Source organism: Pelistega europaea (assembly GCF_013133775.1).
In the GTDB taxonomy this organism is placed as follows: domain Bacteria; phylum Pseudomonadota; class Gammaproteobacteria; order Burkholderiales; family Burkholderiaceae_B; genus Taylorella; species Taylorella europaea.
Genome location: NZ_JABGBO010000002.1, coordinates 258,825 through 275,839, shown reverse-complemented (window position 1 = coordinate 275,839; position 17,015 = coordinate 258,825). Strand labels below are relative to the sequence as shown.

Below are 17,015 nucleotides of genomic sequence, written 5' to 3'. Positions count from 1 at the left end.
GACGCTACTTCCGAAGAAATAGCGTCTTTTTTTGCTGAACCCTAAGCGTTAGATAATTATTTAGAGAGGACTACCAACGCGGTACTTAATACTTACCTATCAATTAAGCTAGGGCTTTAATTGCAGCTGCTAAACGACTCTTATGACGAGCAGCTTTATTTTTGTGAATGATTTTCTTATCGGCAACGCGATCAATTACGCTAGTTGCACGAGAGAAAACTTCGTTAGCTTGAGCTTTATCACCTGCTTCGATAGCTTTACGCACGCTCTTGATAGAAGTGCGAAGTAAAGAACGAAGACTAGAATTGTGTTTGTTGCGTGCTACCGCTTGGCGAGCACGTTTACGAGCTTGGGCAGTATTGGCCATAATGTATATCTTCTATTAAGTTAGTTTCAGCAAAACTGCTATTCTAGCATTAAGTATTTAATTATGCAAGATTTTTTGTGGCAAATCTGATGTTTTACTATTAGCACCCTATTATGAATAGGTTAATAAGCAGATTAGGCTATCAGAGATGAAAGAGGGTGCTTACACTGCTGGTATTTTAAAGATACCAGCTTGTATTGTTAGGTCAACTCCTATTTGTATTCTTCAACCAACAAGGGAATCAAATTTTCTTTAAGCAACTCGGTGTCATCGGCATTTGATGCTAGTAAACGCGCATGACCTTGTTTATCAAAGATGTAAATTCCTTGTGCATGCATGACCTCGTAGTTATTATCGGCAGTCCCTGGTGCTGGTTTTGATATTTGATAGGCAACGCGATAGCGTTTGGCAATATCAGCAATCTCTTCAGCCGTGCCTGTCACACCGATAGCACCGTTATCAAAAGCATCAACATATGCTTGGATAATTTTGGGGGTGTCGCGGTGAGGATCAACACTGATAAAGAGAATTTGTAAATTAGCCGCTAGTTTGGGGTCAAGCGAACGGCGCAATGATGATAAATCTGCCATTGTAGTAGGGCAAATATCAGGGCAAGAGGCATAGCCAAAGAATACAAGTGCAACTTTACCTTTGAGGGCCTGCTCGTTTACCTTGCCGTGAGTGCCTTCTAGGCTAAAATGTAAGTCAGGGAGGTTGCGTTTGATATTGTAAACCTTAGTATTAATATCTACCGCTATTGATGTAGCTGGTAATGCTCCTCCAAAAACCATAAGGCTCGATAAGCACAGTTTGGCAATGCGTGAATAGAGATTTTTACGAAGTGCTAACATCTTGAATTCTCACTTAAGGAAATGTAGTGTAATTGGGAGTATGTACAATATAAAGTTTAGAGAGGATAGCACCTCAAGTATTTTGTATCATTGAGATTATGCCCAAAACAGTTGAGGTGCTAATAATAGGTAATTGCTAGTTTTCTAGCATACCATTATGGCGAAGCAAGGCATCAGGTTGAGGATCTCGACCACGGAAATTTCTAAAAAATTCAGCGGCAGGAAGCGAACCACCTACGGCGAGAATGTGCTTTCTAAAGAGAGCTCCTATATCTGAGTTAAGGGTGCTGCCATCAGCCACTTTGTTTTCTTCAAATAAACTGTACGCATCGGCAGAAAGAACTTCTGCCCATTTATAACTGTAGTAACCAGCCCCATAACCGCCTGCAAACAAATGCGAGAAATTGTGTGGAAAGCGGTTCCAATCGGGCGGTATGATGACAGCAACTTCTTGGCGTACATCGTTTAAGATGTCTAAAACTTTATCAATTGAAAGAGTGTCTAATGATTGATGAATCAACATATCAAACAAAGCAAACTCTACTTGACGCACAGTTTGCATGCCGCTTTGGAAGTTTTTGGCGGCAAGCATCTTATCATATAAAGATTTAGGCAGCACAGCATTGGTTTCCCAATGGCGAGTGAGTTTCTCCATCACAGGCCATTCCCACGTGAAGTTTTCCATAAACTGAGAGGGTAACTCAATAGCATCCCACTCTACACTAGAAAAAGGAGATGCAGCAGGCTCTTTGACCTCTGAAAGCAAGGCATGTAAGGCATGACCACTCTCATGGAATAAAGTAATTAAATCATCAGGAGAGAGTAGTGCCGGTTTGTTACCTGTTGGTGGTGTAAAGTTGCAAGTGAGGTAAACAATAGGCAAAATGGTCGAATCACTGTAAATATGGCGACTACGCTCTGAGTCTACCCAGGCTCCACCTTGTTTGCCTTTACGAGCATAAAGGTCAACATAGAGATAACCTAAAGTATTGTCTTGTTCTTTAATAGAATAAACTTTGACATCTTTGTGCCAAGTGGGCTTATCAATAGCTTCAAAAGTGATATTAAAGAGCTTTTCTACTACAGCGAAAAAACCTGCCATTACTGTGTCTTCAGGGAGATATTGCTTGATTTCTTCATCAGAATAAGCATATTTGTCTTGGCGTAACTGTTCTGATACATAAGCATAATCCCAAGGTTGTAGGGATTCCATGCCTAACTTGGTTTTAGCAAAAGTGCGGATTTCTTCTATATCGCGAAGGGCGAAAGGTTTGGCTTTAGTAGCTAAATTGCGTAGGAAATCTACTACTTGAGTCGTGCTGTCAGCCATGCGAGTCTCTAGTTGCATATCAGCAAAGTTTGCATAACCTAAGAGTTGTGCTTCTTCTTTACGCAAGGCAAGGATTTGTTCGATATTGTTTGAGTTATCAAATTGCTTATCACCTTGGTCTGAAGCAATAGTACTATAGCCACGATACATGACTTCGCGTAATGCAGAATTTTTAGCATATTGCATTACAGGCAAATAAGATGGAATTTTGAGAGTGAATTTATACCCCTCTTTGCCATCTGCTTTAGCTGCTTCTGCGGCTGCATTAATGGCATCTTCAGGAATGCCTGCTAACTCTTCACGTGAGTTCACATAATGCCCCCAAGAGTCTACGGCATCTAGTGTGTTTTCGCTGAATTTTTGAGAAAGATTGGCTAATTGCTCACTAATTTTTGCATAACGCTCTTTGGCTTCACCTTCAAGCTCAACACCACTTAATTTAAAACCACGTAATGCTAAATCAATAATACGTTGGCGAGTAGGAGATAGCGTAGCATATTCATCAGAGGTTTTGAGTGCCTTATAGTGTTGGTAAAGGTTTTTATTAAGACCTAGCCATGTTGAATACTCGGTGATTTTAGGGAGAATTTCATTGTAAGCTGCACGTAATTCGGGTGTGTTGACGACTGAATTTAGGTGATTCACTACATGCCAAGCACGCCATAAAGGAGCTGAAGCAATTTCTAAGCGTTCAATAAAGTTTTCCCAGTTTAAGGGAGTGGCTTGTGCGGCAACTTCTTCAACAAGTGCTTTATTGTCAGTGATAAGCTGAGTGAGGGCAGGAACAACATGCTCCGCTTGGATTGCTGAGTAATCAACAAATTCAGTAATGGGCTGTAAAAGAGGGTTGTTAGCTATCATTGTGTAATCGTTCGTCGTTTAACAAAAGCATATAAAGGGTTTATTGTATACCCAAAATAGGTAGGAGATAGCTGGGGGTGGTTAATTGAAAAAACAAGCCCACTTGAATAACGTATAAATACGCCAAGAGCAAGTGGGTATCTAAGTAGGAATAGTGTAAATCACTAGGTATCTATGCTACTGGTTTGGATACGGGTTGTGACTATATACCCCTATAGTAGTCTTTCTGCAGATTCAATGGTATTAACTAACAGCATTACAATGGTCATGGGACCAACACCTCCAGGAACAGGAGTAATCGCTCCGGCAACTTGGGATGCAGAGGCGAATTCTACATCTCCCTTGAGCTTACCATCAGCTCCGCGGTTAATGCCTACATCAATCACTACAGCTCCTGGTTTAATCATATCTCCAGTTACCATTTCTGGACGTCCAGTTGCGACGACCAAAATATCTGCACGGCGAGTATGTGCGGCAAGATCTTTGGTTTTTGAGTTGCAAATAGTGACAGTGGCTCCTTCTTTTTGGAGAAGTAATGCCATAGGTTTTCCCACAATATTGCTAGCCCCAACTACTACGGCTTCTGCTCCGCGGATAGTGATGTGTTGCGACTCTAGCATTTTCATTACGCCATAAGGAGTGCAAGGAATAAAACGCGGGTTGCCTGTCATGAGGGCACCAGCATTGCTCACATGAAAACCATCCACATCCTTATTAGGATCAATGGTGTCAATCACTGTGTTGGTATCAATATGCTTAGGAAGCGGTAACTGTACCAAAATACCATGTAGGTTTTTGTCTTGATTAAGCTCGCGGATTTTATTAAGTAAGGTCTCTTGCGAAGTATCTGCAGGCATGCGGATAACTTCACTTTTGAGGCCAAGCTGCACAAAGGTGTTGTGTTTGCTATTGACATAGACAGCAGAAGCAGGGTCATCACCAACTAAAATTACCGTCAGAGCAGGGACTATGCCCTTGCTTTTTAAGTGGGCAATACGTTCTTGTAAATCCGCTTTAATTTGGCTAGCGAGAGCCTTACCGTCAATAATCGCAGCGCTCATATTATTCCTTTGTGCTTTGTGAGTTAAGGGCAACTTTCATTAAGTCTGCCACAGTAGAAACTTGTAATTTCTCCATGATATTGGCACGGTGGGCTTCTACCGTCTTAATGCTGATATTTAGGTCATCTGCAATTTGTTTGTTTAAACGACCAGCTACGATACGTCCAAGAACTTGTTGTTCACGTGTAGTTAAACGACCAAGTAGTTCCTCATTGGCCCGTTGGCTCTGAGCAGCAGCAGCCCGTACCTGTGCCTCTTTGGATAGGTTGGTAATCACCTCTTGAATTTCAGTCAGATTAAACGGTTTTTCAATAAAATCAACAGCACCTTTTTTCATCGTATTAACCACCATAGGTACGGTGCCATGACCAGTGATAAACACCACAGGAATGTTGACTTTACGGGCATTGAGTTCTTCTTGTAACTGTAAACCACTCATGCCGGGCATACGGACATCAGTAATTAGGATGCTCACTAAACTAGGGTCGTATTTTTCTAGGAATTCTTCACCACTAGAAAAAGTGAGAACATTATAGCCTGTTGTTTCAAGCAAGAATCGTAGTGAGTCGCGTACAGCGTCGTCGTCATCTACTATATAAATAGTGCTGTTAGTCGTCATTATATTTCCTTTTCTGTTGATGAAGAAGATGGTATTGTACTGCTTATCAATAAAGGTAGTCGGAATTTAAATATCGTTCCACCTTCCGGATTGTGTTCTGCCCATAACTGGCCGTGGTGAGACTCGATGATGGTTCGGCAAATATTTAATCCCATACCTAAACCCTCAGTTTTGGTACTAAAGAATGGCTCAAACAGGCGCTCTGGCTCTTTGAGTCCGTGACCTCGGTCGATGACAGAGACCTCAACCTCTTTGCCAACACGAGCGATATGAACTTTGATTATCTTGGATTCGCTCTGTGTCATGGCTTCTAAGCCATTTTTAATAAGGTTAAGTAAAACTTGCTCAATAAGAATTGGATCGGCATAGACATTAGGTAAGTTTGGTTCAATATAAGATTCAATTTGCTTACCATGTTTACGTGCATCAATTTCAGCCAAGTCCAAAGTGTTGGCCACAATGCTCTCAATATGGGCTTGTTGACGACGTGGGTCACTGCGTTTGACAAAAGCACGAATACGACTAATGATTTTACCTGCTCGTTCAGCTTGAGTGGCTGATTTTTCAAGAGCTGCAATGATTTTATCCGCATCTGCCTTGCCGGTTTTGAGTAGACTGATTGCTGCTGTGTTATAGTTTACAATTGCTGTCAGCGGCTGATTAAGCTCATGGGCAAGTGTAGAGGCCATTTCCCCCATAGTTGTAAGACGACTAGTAAGTTGGATTTTTTCTTGTTGATTACGGGATTCCTGCTCATGTTTGAGGCGTTCAGTGATGTCACGAGCAACTTGCAAACGTACTTTGCGACCATCAGTCCAACCCAAAGTACGGTGATGTACTTCAAACCAGATATTGACCATAGGAATAAAATACTGATTAGTCCCGTCACGGTTTTCATTGATTTGTTTTAGCAGTTCTTGATGCCCATAAGGCTGTGACCCAAATAGACGACGGTACATACGATTGGCAAATAGTAACTCTACACCATTGGGGGTATCTGCAGCTACAGAAATAGCATCGTCTAGGCTTTCAAGTACTGTCATAAACCGTTCGTGAGCGGCAGAGAGTGCTTCACGGACGCGCTTAGGCTCTGTAATATCGGTCATGGAGGTCATCCAACCGATTTGTTGCCCATCTGGGTTACGCATAGGTGAGACATAAAGACGAGCTGTAAAGCGGGAACCATCCCGACGTTGTACTTCTAATTCAATACCTGAGCTAGGAGCCTTACCGGCTAGCAGGATTTCCATTACTCTCATATGCTCTTTATGTCGCCCAGGAATCCAGTAGGGATAGGGTTGTACCGTACCAATGAGACTGGATTCATCCCAGCCAATCAAACGACAGAAAGCAGGGTTGACATAAATAATGCGTCCTTGCATATCAATTACGCGCATTCCTGTTGACATGGAGTTTTCCATTGCTCGACGGAAAATCGTCTCTGTTTCTAGAGCTTGTTCTGTCTGAAGGCGTTGACGTGTATAGCGCCACATCAAGAATAGACTGATAATGATTAGGACAGAAAGGGCGATAATGATAACATTTAATAAATGTTGCAGTCCCTCATTATTGTCGACAAAATAGGGGAGAAGATTGGTCTGAATTTTTTGTAAGCTAAAAAAAGCTACCATCACCACAATATAAAGCATAATGACAAACACCGGTGCTAGCCAATGTAGTCGACGCGATTTTGTGGTGTAGTTAAGTGATTTACTAATCAAATTTTTTTGATGATTCTCTTGCATAAAACATACAGCGAGAAAACACCTCGCTACTCTATCTAGTCTTTTCTACATATTTATTACTTTTGTTCACATCTCTATTGTAGAATTTTTTGATGCGGTGCGTGCAAAAAATGCTTTAGATTAGAAATAAGTTATGGACAAATAGTGTTTTTGGGGGCTGTGTCAAATTGAGGCGAAAAAAGAGGATGGAGATTATTGACTTTTTAAAGTGTCAAAGCAAATAGGGAAAAGCATTGTTATCTTAGAACAAAGATGGGGCTTTGATTTTTTAAAGCGAGTAGGAGTAAAAGACTAGTCATAAAAACCATGAAAACGGTAAGAGAGTAAGTGGCAGGGTTCATGCATGGTGATATGCTATAGGATAGAAGAAACGGTGAGTAACACGATATAGGTCAAAAGAAACTTTAGAGGTATGAAAAATAACCATGGGTATGTTGTATATAGGAGAGTTGTAAAATATATTTTGTATTAAACGTTGTTTGAATTAATGGAGTGTTGCTTTTGCTAATAAGAGAAATTAAATAAAAAGCAAATAGAGGTTTACCCTTAATTTTTCCCAAAAGTATGGCATAATTCCTGACAAATAGAGATAGATATTCCGAGAATGCTATATCCTGACAAATAGAGGTAGGTATTCCAAGAATGCTATATCCAGACACATAGAGATGGGTATTTAGAAAATAACTATCGTATTATTTAAAAAACATCTGCAATTTTTAATGTAGGAGAGCAATGCATGGCTACGAATCAAATACCACAAGACGTAGATGCGGTAGAAACCAAAGAATGGCTTGAATCCCTAGAGGCTGTATTGGATAGGGAAGGACCAGAGCGTGCGCATTATATTATTGAACAACTAACCGATTTAGCTCGTCGTTCCGGCTCCAATATTCCTTATTCCCCTAACACGGCTTATGTGAATACTATTCCTCCTGGTTTGGAACCTCCTAACCCTGGTAACTTGGAGTTAGAAGCTCGTATTCGTGCTTATGTACGTTGGAATGCCATGGCAATGGTGGTGCGAGCTAACCGTCACGAACCTGAGGATGGGGGTAGCTTAGGCGGACATATTGCTTCTTTTGCTTCTCTTGCAACAATGATTGGCTGCGGTCAACACCATTTTTGGCATGCAGAGACCGAAGATCATGGTGGAGACCTAGTGTATTTCCAAGGTCACTCTTCTCCTGGAGTATATGCTCGAGCTTTCTTAGAGGGGCGTATTACTGAAGAGCAGTTGGATAACTTCCGCCAAGAGGTGGATGGCAAGGGTTTACCGTCTTATCCTCATCCTAAATTGCTTCCTGAATTTTGGCAATTCCCAACAGTATCTATGGGTTTAGGCCCTATGATGGCGATTTATCAAGCCCGTTTCTTGAAATACCTCCATGCACGTGGCATTGCTGATACCTCTAAGCGTAAGGTATGGTGTTTCTGCGGTGATGGTGAAATGGATGAGCCAGAATCTTTAGGAGCTATCAGTTTAGCTGCGCGTGAGAAACTTGATAATCTTATCTTTGTGATTAACTGCAACCTTCAACGTTTAGATGGTCCTGTACGTGGTAACGGTAAGATTATCCAAGAACTCGAAGGTGACTTCCGTGGTAGTGGCTGGAATGTGATTAAGTTAATCTGGGGCTCTTATTGGGATCCTTTATTAGCTCGTGACAAAGACGGAGCGCTTCGCAAAATCATGGAAGAGACCGTTGATGGTGAGTATCAGGCATATAAAGCCAATAACGGTGCCTTTGTACGTGAACATTTCTTTGGCAAAGATCCTCGTACACTAGAAATGGTCAGTCGTATGAGCGATGAAGAAATTTGGCGTTTAAATCGTGGTGGTCATGATCCTAACAAAGTATATGCTGCTTTTGATGCGGCGATGAAAACAGTAGGTCAACCGACAGTGATTCTTGCCAAAACTATTAAAGGTTATGGTCTTGGCCAAGTGGCGCAAGGTAAAAACCCTGCTCACCAACAAAAGAAATTAGATAATGAGTCTGTTCGTGAGTTCCGTGATCGTTTTAATATTCCTATTCCAGATGATAAGGTAGATGAGATTCCATACTTTAAACCATCAGAAGATTCTCCAGAAATGAAGTATCTTCGTGAGCATCGTGAGAAGTTAGGTGGCTATTATCCTCGCCGTCGTCTCATGGCAGATGAGAAATTACGTGTACCTGGATTGGATAAATTCCAAGCGATTTTAGATCCTACTGCTGAAGGTCGTACCATTTCTACTACGCAAGCCTTTGTTCGTTTCTTAAATCAGTTATTGCGTGAGAAAGAGCTGAGTGAACGCGTTGTGCCTATTCTTTCTGATGAGTCTCGTACCTTTGGTATGGAAGGTTTGTTCCGTCAAATTGGTATTTATGCCCCTGAAGGACAGAAATATGTACCAGTGGACAAAAACCAAGTTATGTACTACCGTGAAGAATCGAATGGTCAGTTATTGCAAGAGGGTATTAATGAGGCTGGTGCGTTTTGCTCATGGATTGCGGCGGCAACTTCGTACTCTACCAATAACCGTATTATGATTCCATTCTTCATCTACTACTCTATGTTTGGCTTCCAACGTATTGGTGACCTTGCCTGGGCAGCTGGTGATATGCAAGCTCGTGGGTTCCTATTGGGTGGTACGGCTGGTCGTACAACATTGAATGGCGAGGGTCTACAACATGAGGATGGTCATAGCCATATTCTTGCAGCGACTATTCCTAACTGCGTTTCTTATGACCCAACCTTTGCACATGAAGTTGCAGTGATTATGCAACACGGCTTAAAACGCATGGTAGAGAATCAAGAAAATGTGTTCTATTACATCACGTTGATGAATGAAAACTATGCACAACCTGGTCTCAAAGAAGGTGACGAGGAAGGTATTATCAAAGGTATGTACAAGCTCGAAGAGGGCGGTAAAGGCGAGTTGCGAGTTCAATTATTAGGTTCAGGTACAATTTTACGCGAAGTACAGGCTGCCAAAGAACTCCTTGAAAAAGATTGGGGAGTGATGGCAGATGTATGGTCTTGCCCTAGCTTTACAGAGTTACGCCGTGATGGTTTGGATTGCAACCGTGCAAATTTACTTAACCCAACAGGTAAACAACGTGTGCCTTATGTCACTGAGTTGCTTAAAGGTACTACGGGTCCAGTGATTGCTTCTTCAGATTATATGAAGATTTTTGCTGACCAGATTCGTGAATTTATCCCTGCGGGTCGTACTTATCGTGTCTTGGGTACAGATGGTTTCGGTCGTTCAGACTTCCGTTACAAACTCCGTAATCACTTTGAAGTGGATCGTTATTTTGTGACACTTGCTGCACTAAAAGCATTGGCTGATGAAGGTAAGATTCCAGCCGAAAAAGTGGCAGAAGCTATCACTAAATATGGTATCAACGTGAATAAATCAAATCCACAGTACGCATAAGTGATAAATGTGTGTGAGGAGTCTTCGTATTGAATCAATGATAACGAAGACATCTTCTCACACCTTACCATAAGGAATATAAGAATGAGTCAATTAACACAAGTCAAAGTGCCTGATATTGGTGATTTTGATGAAGTTCAAGTGATTGAACTGCTCGTCAATGTAGGTGATACAGTCAAAGTCGATCAAAGTTTAATTACTGTAGAGTCTGATAAAGCTTCTATGGAAATTCCTAGTGATACAGCAGGTGTTGTTAAGTCTATCGCTGTTAAAGTGGGTGATAAGGTTAGTCAAGGTAGTGTCATTCTTGAAGTAGAAGCAAGTGATGTGGCATCGCCAGCGCCAGCTAAACAAGAAGCTGCCTCTGCTGCACCTGCTACAAAAACAGAAACGGTAGCGTCTCCTGCAGCAGCGGTGGCTACAGCTCCTTCTGCTGCCCCTGCTGTGGTGGATGTGGTGGTGCCTGATATTGGTGATTTTGATCAAGTGGATGTGATTGAAGTCATGGTAGCAGTAGGCGATACCATCAAAGTAGACCAAAGTCTTATTACTGTAGAGTCAGATAAGGCTTCTATGGAAATCCCTTCTAGCCATGCAGGTAAAGTGCTCAGCCTAAGTGTGAAGGTTGGGGATAAAGTGAGCAAGGGATCAGTTATCCTACAAGTTGAAACGGTTGGTATGGCAGAAGCTGTGGTTGCTTCTAGTCCAGTAGGATCTAGTGAAGTGATTGCGGTTTCGACTCCTGCACAGACCTCTGAAAGCTCTGTTGTTACTGCGGATACTTCTGCGGTGGAGGGTGTTCGCCGTGCTTCTCCTACAGCAGCATACGCACTAAGCGGTAATGAATTCCGCAACCTGCCTCATGCGTCGCCTTCTGTGCGTCGATTTGCACGCGAGTTAGGCGTTGATTTGAGCCAGGTGAGAGGTACAGGACGTAAAGAACGTATTACCGCCGATGATGTACGCGCTTTTGTTAAAGCGGCTTTATCCGTGGCACCTAATAACAACGTGAATGCGGGTGGTAGTACTAATGTGGGTGGCGGTTTATCTGTATTAGATTGGCCAAAAGTAGACTTTACCAAATTTGGTCCTATCGAAACTAAGCCGCTTTCTCGTATCAAGAAAATCTCCGGTGCGAACCTTCACCGTAACTGGGTCATGATTCCTCATGTAACCAATAATGAGGAGGCTGATATTACGGATTTAGAAGCGTTCCGTGTAACTTTGAACAAGGAATATGAAAAAGCAGGTGTGAAATTCACCATGCTGGCTTTCTTGATTAAAGCGGTTGTTCAGTGTTTGAAACAGTTCCCTGAGTTTAACGCTTCTCTAGATGGTGATAACTTGGTGATGAAACAGTATTACCACATTGGTTTTGCTGCTGATACACCAAATGGTTTAGTGGTACCTGTTATTCGTGATGCAGACAAGAAGTCTATTTCAGACATTGCCAAGGAAACTTCTGAATTAGCAAAATTGGCTCGAGAAGGTAAACTCTCTCCAACCCAAATGCAAGGCGGTTGTTTCTCTATTTCTTCATTAGGTGGTATTGGTGGTACACACTTTACTCCGATTATTAATGCACCAGAAGTAGCGATTTTGGGCGTAAGCCGCTCATACCAAAAACCAGTATGGAATGGTAAAGAGTTTGTACCTCGCCTCACTATTCCTTTATCGCTATCTTATGACCATCGTGTGATTGATGGCGCAGCAGCAGCACGCTTTAATGCTTATTTAGCTAAGTTACTTGCTGACTTCCGCCGTGTATTGGTATAAGAGGGGGCTATAATGAGTGTAGAAGTTAAAGTTCCCGATATTGGTGATTTTGATCAGGTAGATGTGATTGAGATTTTGGTGAATGTGGGCGACACAATCACCAAGGATCAAAGTCTTATTACGGTGGAGTCTGACAAAGCCTCTATGGAGATTCCTAGTGATGTTGCTGGTGTAGTGAAGTCTTTATCAGTGAAAGTGGGTGACAAAGTTAGTCAAGGTACGGTAATTTTAGTAGCCGAGCCTAGTGAGGCTGCTACCCCTAAAGCCCCTGAAGCAAAGCCTGCTCCAGCAACTCAAGCTGCTACGAGTACGCCTGCAGTGGCTCCAGCAGGGGTTAAATCTAGTGCGGGGGATGATGCTTTTGATGTGGTGGTGCTTGGTGCTGGTCCTGGTGGATACTCAGCAGCATTTCGTGCAGCAGATTTAGGTCTAAAAGTAGCATTGATTGAACGCTATCCTACACTAGGAGGTGTTTGCTTAAATGTGGGATGTATTCCTTCTAAAGCGTTACTGCACAATGTGGCGGTGCTTGATGAAGCTAAACATCTTGCAGCTAACGGTATTAGTTTTGGTGAACCTAGTATTGATTTGGATAAGTTACGTGCTTATAAAGACGCTGTGGTGGGTAAACTTACTGCAGGTTTAAGTGGTATGGCAAAAGGTCGTAAAGTGACCGTCATCACAGGTGTGGCACAGTTCAAAGATGACCATCATTTTACCGTTGAGCTTGCTGCAGGTGGTACTCAAGAGGTTGCCTTTAAACATGCCATTATTGCCGCAGGTAGCCAATCGGTGAAATTGCCTTTCTTGCCAGAAGATGAACGTATCGTTGACTCGACAGGGGCATTGGCACTGAAATCTATTCCTAAGAAGATGTTGATTATCGGTGGCGGTATTATTGGTCTTGAGATGGGTACCGTTTATTCTTCTCTTGGTGCACGTTTAGATGTGGTTGAGATGATGGACGGTCTTATGCAAGGAGCAGACCGTGATTTGGTTAAAGTATGGCAAAAGAAAAACGAGCACCGTTTTGACCGTATTATGGTGAAAACCAAAACTGTTGCTGCTGAAGCTAAACCTGACGGTATTTATGTGAGTTTTGAAGGCGAGGGTGCACCGACTGAACCTCAACGCTATGATTTGGTGTTGCAAGCAGTAGGTCGCTCGCCTAATGGCAAGAAAATTGCTGCTGATAAAGCTGGTGTAATAGTTAATGAACGAGGTTTTATCCCTGTTGATACACAAATGCGTACCAATGTCCCTCATATCTTTGCGATTGGGGATATTGTGGGTCAACCTATGTTGGCACACAAGGCAGTACATGAAGGTCATGTGGCTGCCGAGGTTATTGCAGGAGAAAAAGCAGAGTTTGATGCACGTGTTATCCCTGGCGTAGCCTTTACTGACCCTGAGGTGGCTTGGGTAGGTCTAACAGAAGATCAAGCTAAAGCACAAGGTATTGCTATTGAAAAAGGAGTGTTCCCTTGGGCAGCGTCTGGTCGTGCTATCGCTAATGGTCGTGACGAAGGCTTTACTAAATTGATTTTTGATGCAGAAACACATCGAATCCTTGGTGGTGGTATCGTGGGTACGAGTGCAGGGGATTTAATTAGTGAGGTTTGCCTAGCCATTGAAATGGGGGCAGATATTACTGACATTGGTAGTACTGTTCATCCACACCCAACCCTAGGGGAATCTGTGGGATTGGCAGCTGAAGTTGCACATGGTGCTTGCACTGACTTACCAGCACAGCGTAAACGCAAATAAGGTGGAATTAAATTCATTAACCTATTTGGGTTAGTTGTTTATTCCTTTTGAAAAAAAGCACTGTTTCTCATGAGAGACAGTGCTTAATTGTTAAACTTCTTTGGTATGGCAGTACCTAACCTGAGCTTGTGAACAGTATGTTAGTCTAAGACTAGGGTGTCTGTTAATTTTAAGTCAAGAACCATCCCCATTCTCTTTGTTAATAAACCGTATAGAATAGCCGACTATTATTAGAAAATTCTGAAAAAAGGGTTAGTTATTAATAGCTTCAATTTGCTCTAGCAGCTCCATCCACTCTTCTTCTAGTGCTTGTGTTTCTCTGGTGAGAACTCCGTGTTCTTCTAGGAGTTTTGCACGCTCTTCACGACGTTCTTCACTATAGAAGTTTTCATCAGCAATAAAACTGTCAATTTCTGCCAGGCGAGCTTGATTCTTTTCTACGTTTTTTTCGACTATAGCAAGTCGTTTTTCTAAAGGTTTACGAAGAGCAGCTTTACGCTGACGTTCTTCTGCTTCCAATCGTTTTTGATCCTTGCGATTGACATTGGCATCATTACCACGGTCCTCACGCTCTTCACGCTTTTGTTGTTGGTGACGGTTAGCTAACCAAGATTGATAGTCTTCTAAGTCGCCATCAAACTCTGTCACCGTGCCGTCTGCAACAATCCAGAAATTGTCAACAGTAGTACGCAACAAGTGGCGGTCATGTGATACCATTAAAACACTACCTTCAAACTCAGCAAGTGCAGTAGCAAGAGCTTCCCGTGTATCAACATCCAAGTGGTTGCTTGGCTCGTCAAGTAATAATAAATTAGGTTTTTGCCATACAACGAGAGAGAGGGCTAGACGGGCTTTTTCTCCACCAGAAAACGGTGTAATTGGACTATTGACTACATCACCACTAAAACCAAACATACCAAGATAGTTGCGTAACTCTTGCTCACGAATATTAGGGTCTGCAATACGTTGTAAATGCATAAGAGGGGTAGCTTGCATATCCAGCATATCTAATTGATGTTGTGCAAAATAGCCAATAGATAAACCTCTAGAGGGTTTAAACTCGCCTGCTAATGGTTCTAATTCATGTGCAATAGTTTTTATTAATGTTGATTTACCTGCTCCATTGACTCCCAGTACACCGATACGTCCACCACCTCGAAGCATGAGAGTAATATTACTTAAAATCGTTTTAGTCCCATTTTCCGTAGGGTAGCCCACACTTAATTTATCCATAATAAGCAAAGGGTCGGGCATGCTTTCAGGGGCAGGAATACGAATATCAATACTGTGTTCAGCTTTGATGGGGGCCAACATTTGCATGCGAGCCAGGGCTTTAACACGGCTTTGTGCTTGTTTAGCTTTGGTTGCTTTGGCTTTGAAGCGGTCAATAAAACTTTGCAATCGTTGCGTTTCGCGTGTTTGACGATCAATAGCAATTTGTTGTTGACGAATACGTTCTGCCTTTTGGGTAAGAAAACTATCATAGTCTCCTTTATAGCGGATGAGTTTTTGCCCTTCAAAACTTAAAATTACTTTAGCGACGGCATTGAGAAACTCAGTATCATGTGAGATAACAATTACTGTGCCAGAGTAACTTTGCAGCCATTTTTCTAACCACAACATGGCATCTAAGTCTAGATGGTTTGTCGGCTCATCAAGTAGCAGTAAATCAGATGGTTTCATCAAGGCTCGTGCTAATGCCAAGCGAACTTGCCACCCACCAGAAAAACTTTCAATGGATTGCTCCCACTGTTCAGGAGTAAAACCTAAACCTGCGAGTAGTTGCTCTGCTCGGGAATTAGCCGTCCAATGACCTGCTTCGGTCAACTCATTTTCTAATTCTGCAATACGCTGCCCATCTCCCTCTGGAGTTGCAGCACGCTCAGCTTGGAGTTGGCGTAAGTGTGTATCTCCATCAATTACAAAGTCACGGGCACTTTGCTTTCCGACAAGGGTTTCTTGCTTAACATGAGAGATGCGCCAAGCTGCTGGAATGTCTAAATCCCCACTGTCTTGGTCTATTTCCCCTAGCAAAAGAGCAAAAAGACTTGATTTACCCGCTCCATTTTTACCTACAATACCCACTCTCTCTCCGGGATGGATAACAAAATCAGTATGCTCTAAAAGGAGTTTGGTTCCACGACGTAGACTTAATCCTGTTGCTCTAATCATAGGTGAAAAATTTTAAAAAATTAATAGACGAGGGTAAGACTTAAAAAGCAGAGAATATCCTTCTAATCCAACATCAACAAATCTTCACGAGTAAGCAATAAAATACTCTCGTTTGTTGTTTCGGTTTCTAGTAGTGTTGGGCTAATAGAAGGGAATGCTGTTAAGAAATTCTCATACTCATGCCCAATTTCCAAGACCATAAACCCAGCTTCATTGAGGTAGTTAGGGGCAGCATATAGAATACGACGCACTAAATCCATACCGTCCTCACCTCCAGCCAAGGCTAAGGCTGGCTCATTGCGATATTCATCAGGTAATGCCTCCATTGAGGTACTATTGACATAAGGAGGATTACAAATAATGATGTCATAGGCTTTAGGTGGTAAGCTCTCAAATAAATCACTTTGATAAAGATGTACTTGATGGTCTAGTTGGTATAGATTGATATTTTGTTGGGCGATTTCCAATGCGGATGCTGAAATATCCGCAGCATCTACATGAGCATGAGGAAACTCCAATGCAGCTAAGATAGCCAAGTTTCCAGATCCTGTACATATATCTAGGATATTAAGAGGGGCCTCTGGATCCGCCACCCAAGGCTGTAGTTGTTCGGCAATTAACTCTGAAATAGGGGAGCGAGGAACAAGGACATTTTCATTGACAATAAAACGATGTCCTTGCAACCATGCCTCACCTGTTAAATAAGCAAGTGGCACACGTTTTTCAACACGGGCTTTAATCAGTGACAAGCAATGTTCTTTCTCACTTTTCAGGAGTCGAGCTTCTAAAAAAGGGTCTAAATTATCCAAGGGCAGACTTAAAGAATGTAATGTCAGATAGACGGCTTCGTCCCATGCATTGTCTGATCCATGTCCAAAAAATAGTTGGGCACGGTTAAATTCAGAAATTGCATAGCGAATCATATCGCGTACGGTTTGTAATTCCTCAAAAGTATCTGCCATGATAAAAAATCCTTTTTGTTGTCACTGTTTAGTGTGGTAGGTATAAGCCATATGTGAGATGGTTATCTTACTCGCCCTTA

The 17,015-nt window shown here is 42.2% G+C and carries 11 protein-coding genes; 3 read left to right on the top strand and 8 right to left on the bottom strand.

Translation table 11 applies throughout. From position 1 onward, the window contains the following. Positions 1 to 103 precede the first annotated feature (103 nt). The 6 genes from rpsT to HKX40_RS02770 all read right to left on the bottom strand — a co-directional run bounded on the left by rpsT (position 104) and on the right by HKX40_RS02770 (position 6,834). The gene (gene rpsT / locus HKX40_RS02795) at positions 104 to 367 is read right to left on the bottom strand and encodes a 30S ribosomal protein S20 (RefSeq protein WP_171588029.1); all 264 of its coding nucleotides are present in this window, start codon (positions 365 to 367) and stop codon (positions 104 to 106) included. A gap of 212 nt (positions 368 to 579) precedes the next feature. Further along, complete coding sequence (locus HKX40_RS02790) at positions 580 to 1,218, bottom strand: SCO family protein (protein ID WP_246233532.1); 639 nt, start codon at positions 1,216 to 1,218, stop codon at positions 580 to 582. 136 nt (positions 1,219 to 1,354) lie between these two features. Further along, complete coding sequence (locus HKX40_RS02785) at positions 1,355 to 3,409, bottom strand: M3 family metallopeptidase (RefSeq protein WP_216605143.1); 2,055 nt, start codon at positions 3,407 to 3,409, stop codon at positions 1,355 to 1,357. Between the two features lie 212 nt (positions 3,410 to 3,621). Next, a complete protein-coding gene (gene folD, locus HKX40_RS02780) occupies positions 3,622 to 4,470 on the bottom strand; it encodes a bifunctional methylenetetrahydrofolate dehydrogenase/methenyltetrahydrofolate cyclohydrolase FolD (RefSeq protein ID WP_171588028.1) in 849 nt (282 codons plus the stop codon). A gap of 1 nt (position 4,471) precedes the next feature. After that, complete coding sequence (locus tag HKX40_RS02775; protein WP_171588027.1) at positions 4,472 to 5,089, bottom strand: response regulator transcription factor; 618 nt, start codon at positions 5,087 to 5,089, stop codon at positions 4,472 to 4,474. Continuing rightward, positions 5,089 to 6,834, bottom strand: coding sequence for a PAS domain-containing sensor histidine kinase (locus tag HKX40_RS02770; protein ID WP_171588026.1), 1,746 nt, complete (start codon positions 6,832 to 6,834; stop codon positions 5,089 to 5,091). The genes HKX40_RS02775 and HKX40_RS02770 overlap by 1 nt, the downstream gene beginning before the upstream one ends. A gap of 736 nt (positions 6,835 to 7,570) precedes the next feature. Between HKX40_RS02770 and aceE the strand changes: the two genes are divergently transcribed. The 3 genes from aceE (at position 7,571) to lpdA (ending at position 13,801) form a co-directional block, all read left to right on the top strand. Beyond that, positions 7,571 to 10,258 carry a pyruvate dehydrogenase (acetyl-transferring), homodimeric type gene (gene aceE / locus HKX40_RS02765; RefSeq protein ID WP_171588025.1) on the top strand — a complete coding sequence of 896 codons (2,688 nt, stop codon included), beginning with the start codon at positions 7,571 to 7,573 and terminating at the stop codon, positions 10,256 to 10,258. Between the two features lie 84 nt (positions 10,259 to 10,342). Continuing rightward, entirely contained in the window at positions 10,343 to 12,034 is a 1,692-nt protein-coding gene (aceF, locus tag HKX40_RS02760; protein ID WP_171588024.1) for a dihydrolipoyllysine-residue acetyltransferase, read from the top strand. Between the two features lie 12 nt (positions 12,035 to 12,046). Then, on the top strand, positions 12,047 to 13,801 hold the full coding sequence (gene lpdA / locus HKX40_RS02755) for a dihydrolipoyl dehydrogenase (RefSeq protein ID WP_171588023.1): 1,755 nt from the start codon (positions 12,047 to 12,049) through the stop codon (positions 13,799 to 13,801). Between the two features lie 252 nt (positions 13,802 to 14,053). On the opposite strand, the gene HKX40_RS02750 is transcribed toward lpdA, so the two are convergent. Both HKX40_RS02750 and prmB read right to left on the bottom strand, forming a co-directional pair. Next, positions 14,054 to 15,973, bottom strand: coding sequence for an ATP-binding cassette domain-containing protein (locus HKX40_RS02750; protein WP_171588022.1), 1,920 nt, complete (start codon positions 15,971 to 15,973; stop codon positions 14,054 to 14,056). 62 nt (positions 15,974 to 16,035) lie between these two features. Then, positions 16,036 to 16,935 carry a 50S ribosomal protein L3 N(5)-glutamine methyltransferase gene (gene prmB, locus HKX40_RS02745; protein ID WP_171588021.1) on the bottom strand — a complete coding sequence of 300 codons (900 nt, stop codon included), beginning with the start codon at positions 16,933 to 16,935 and terminating at the stop codon, positions 16,036 to 16,038. Positions 16,936 to 17,015: the final 80 nt, after the last annotated feature.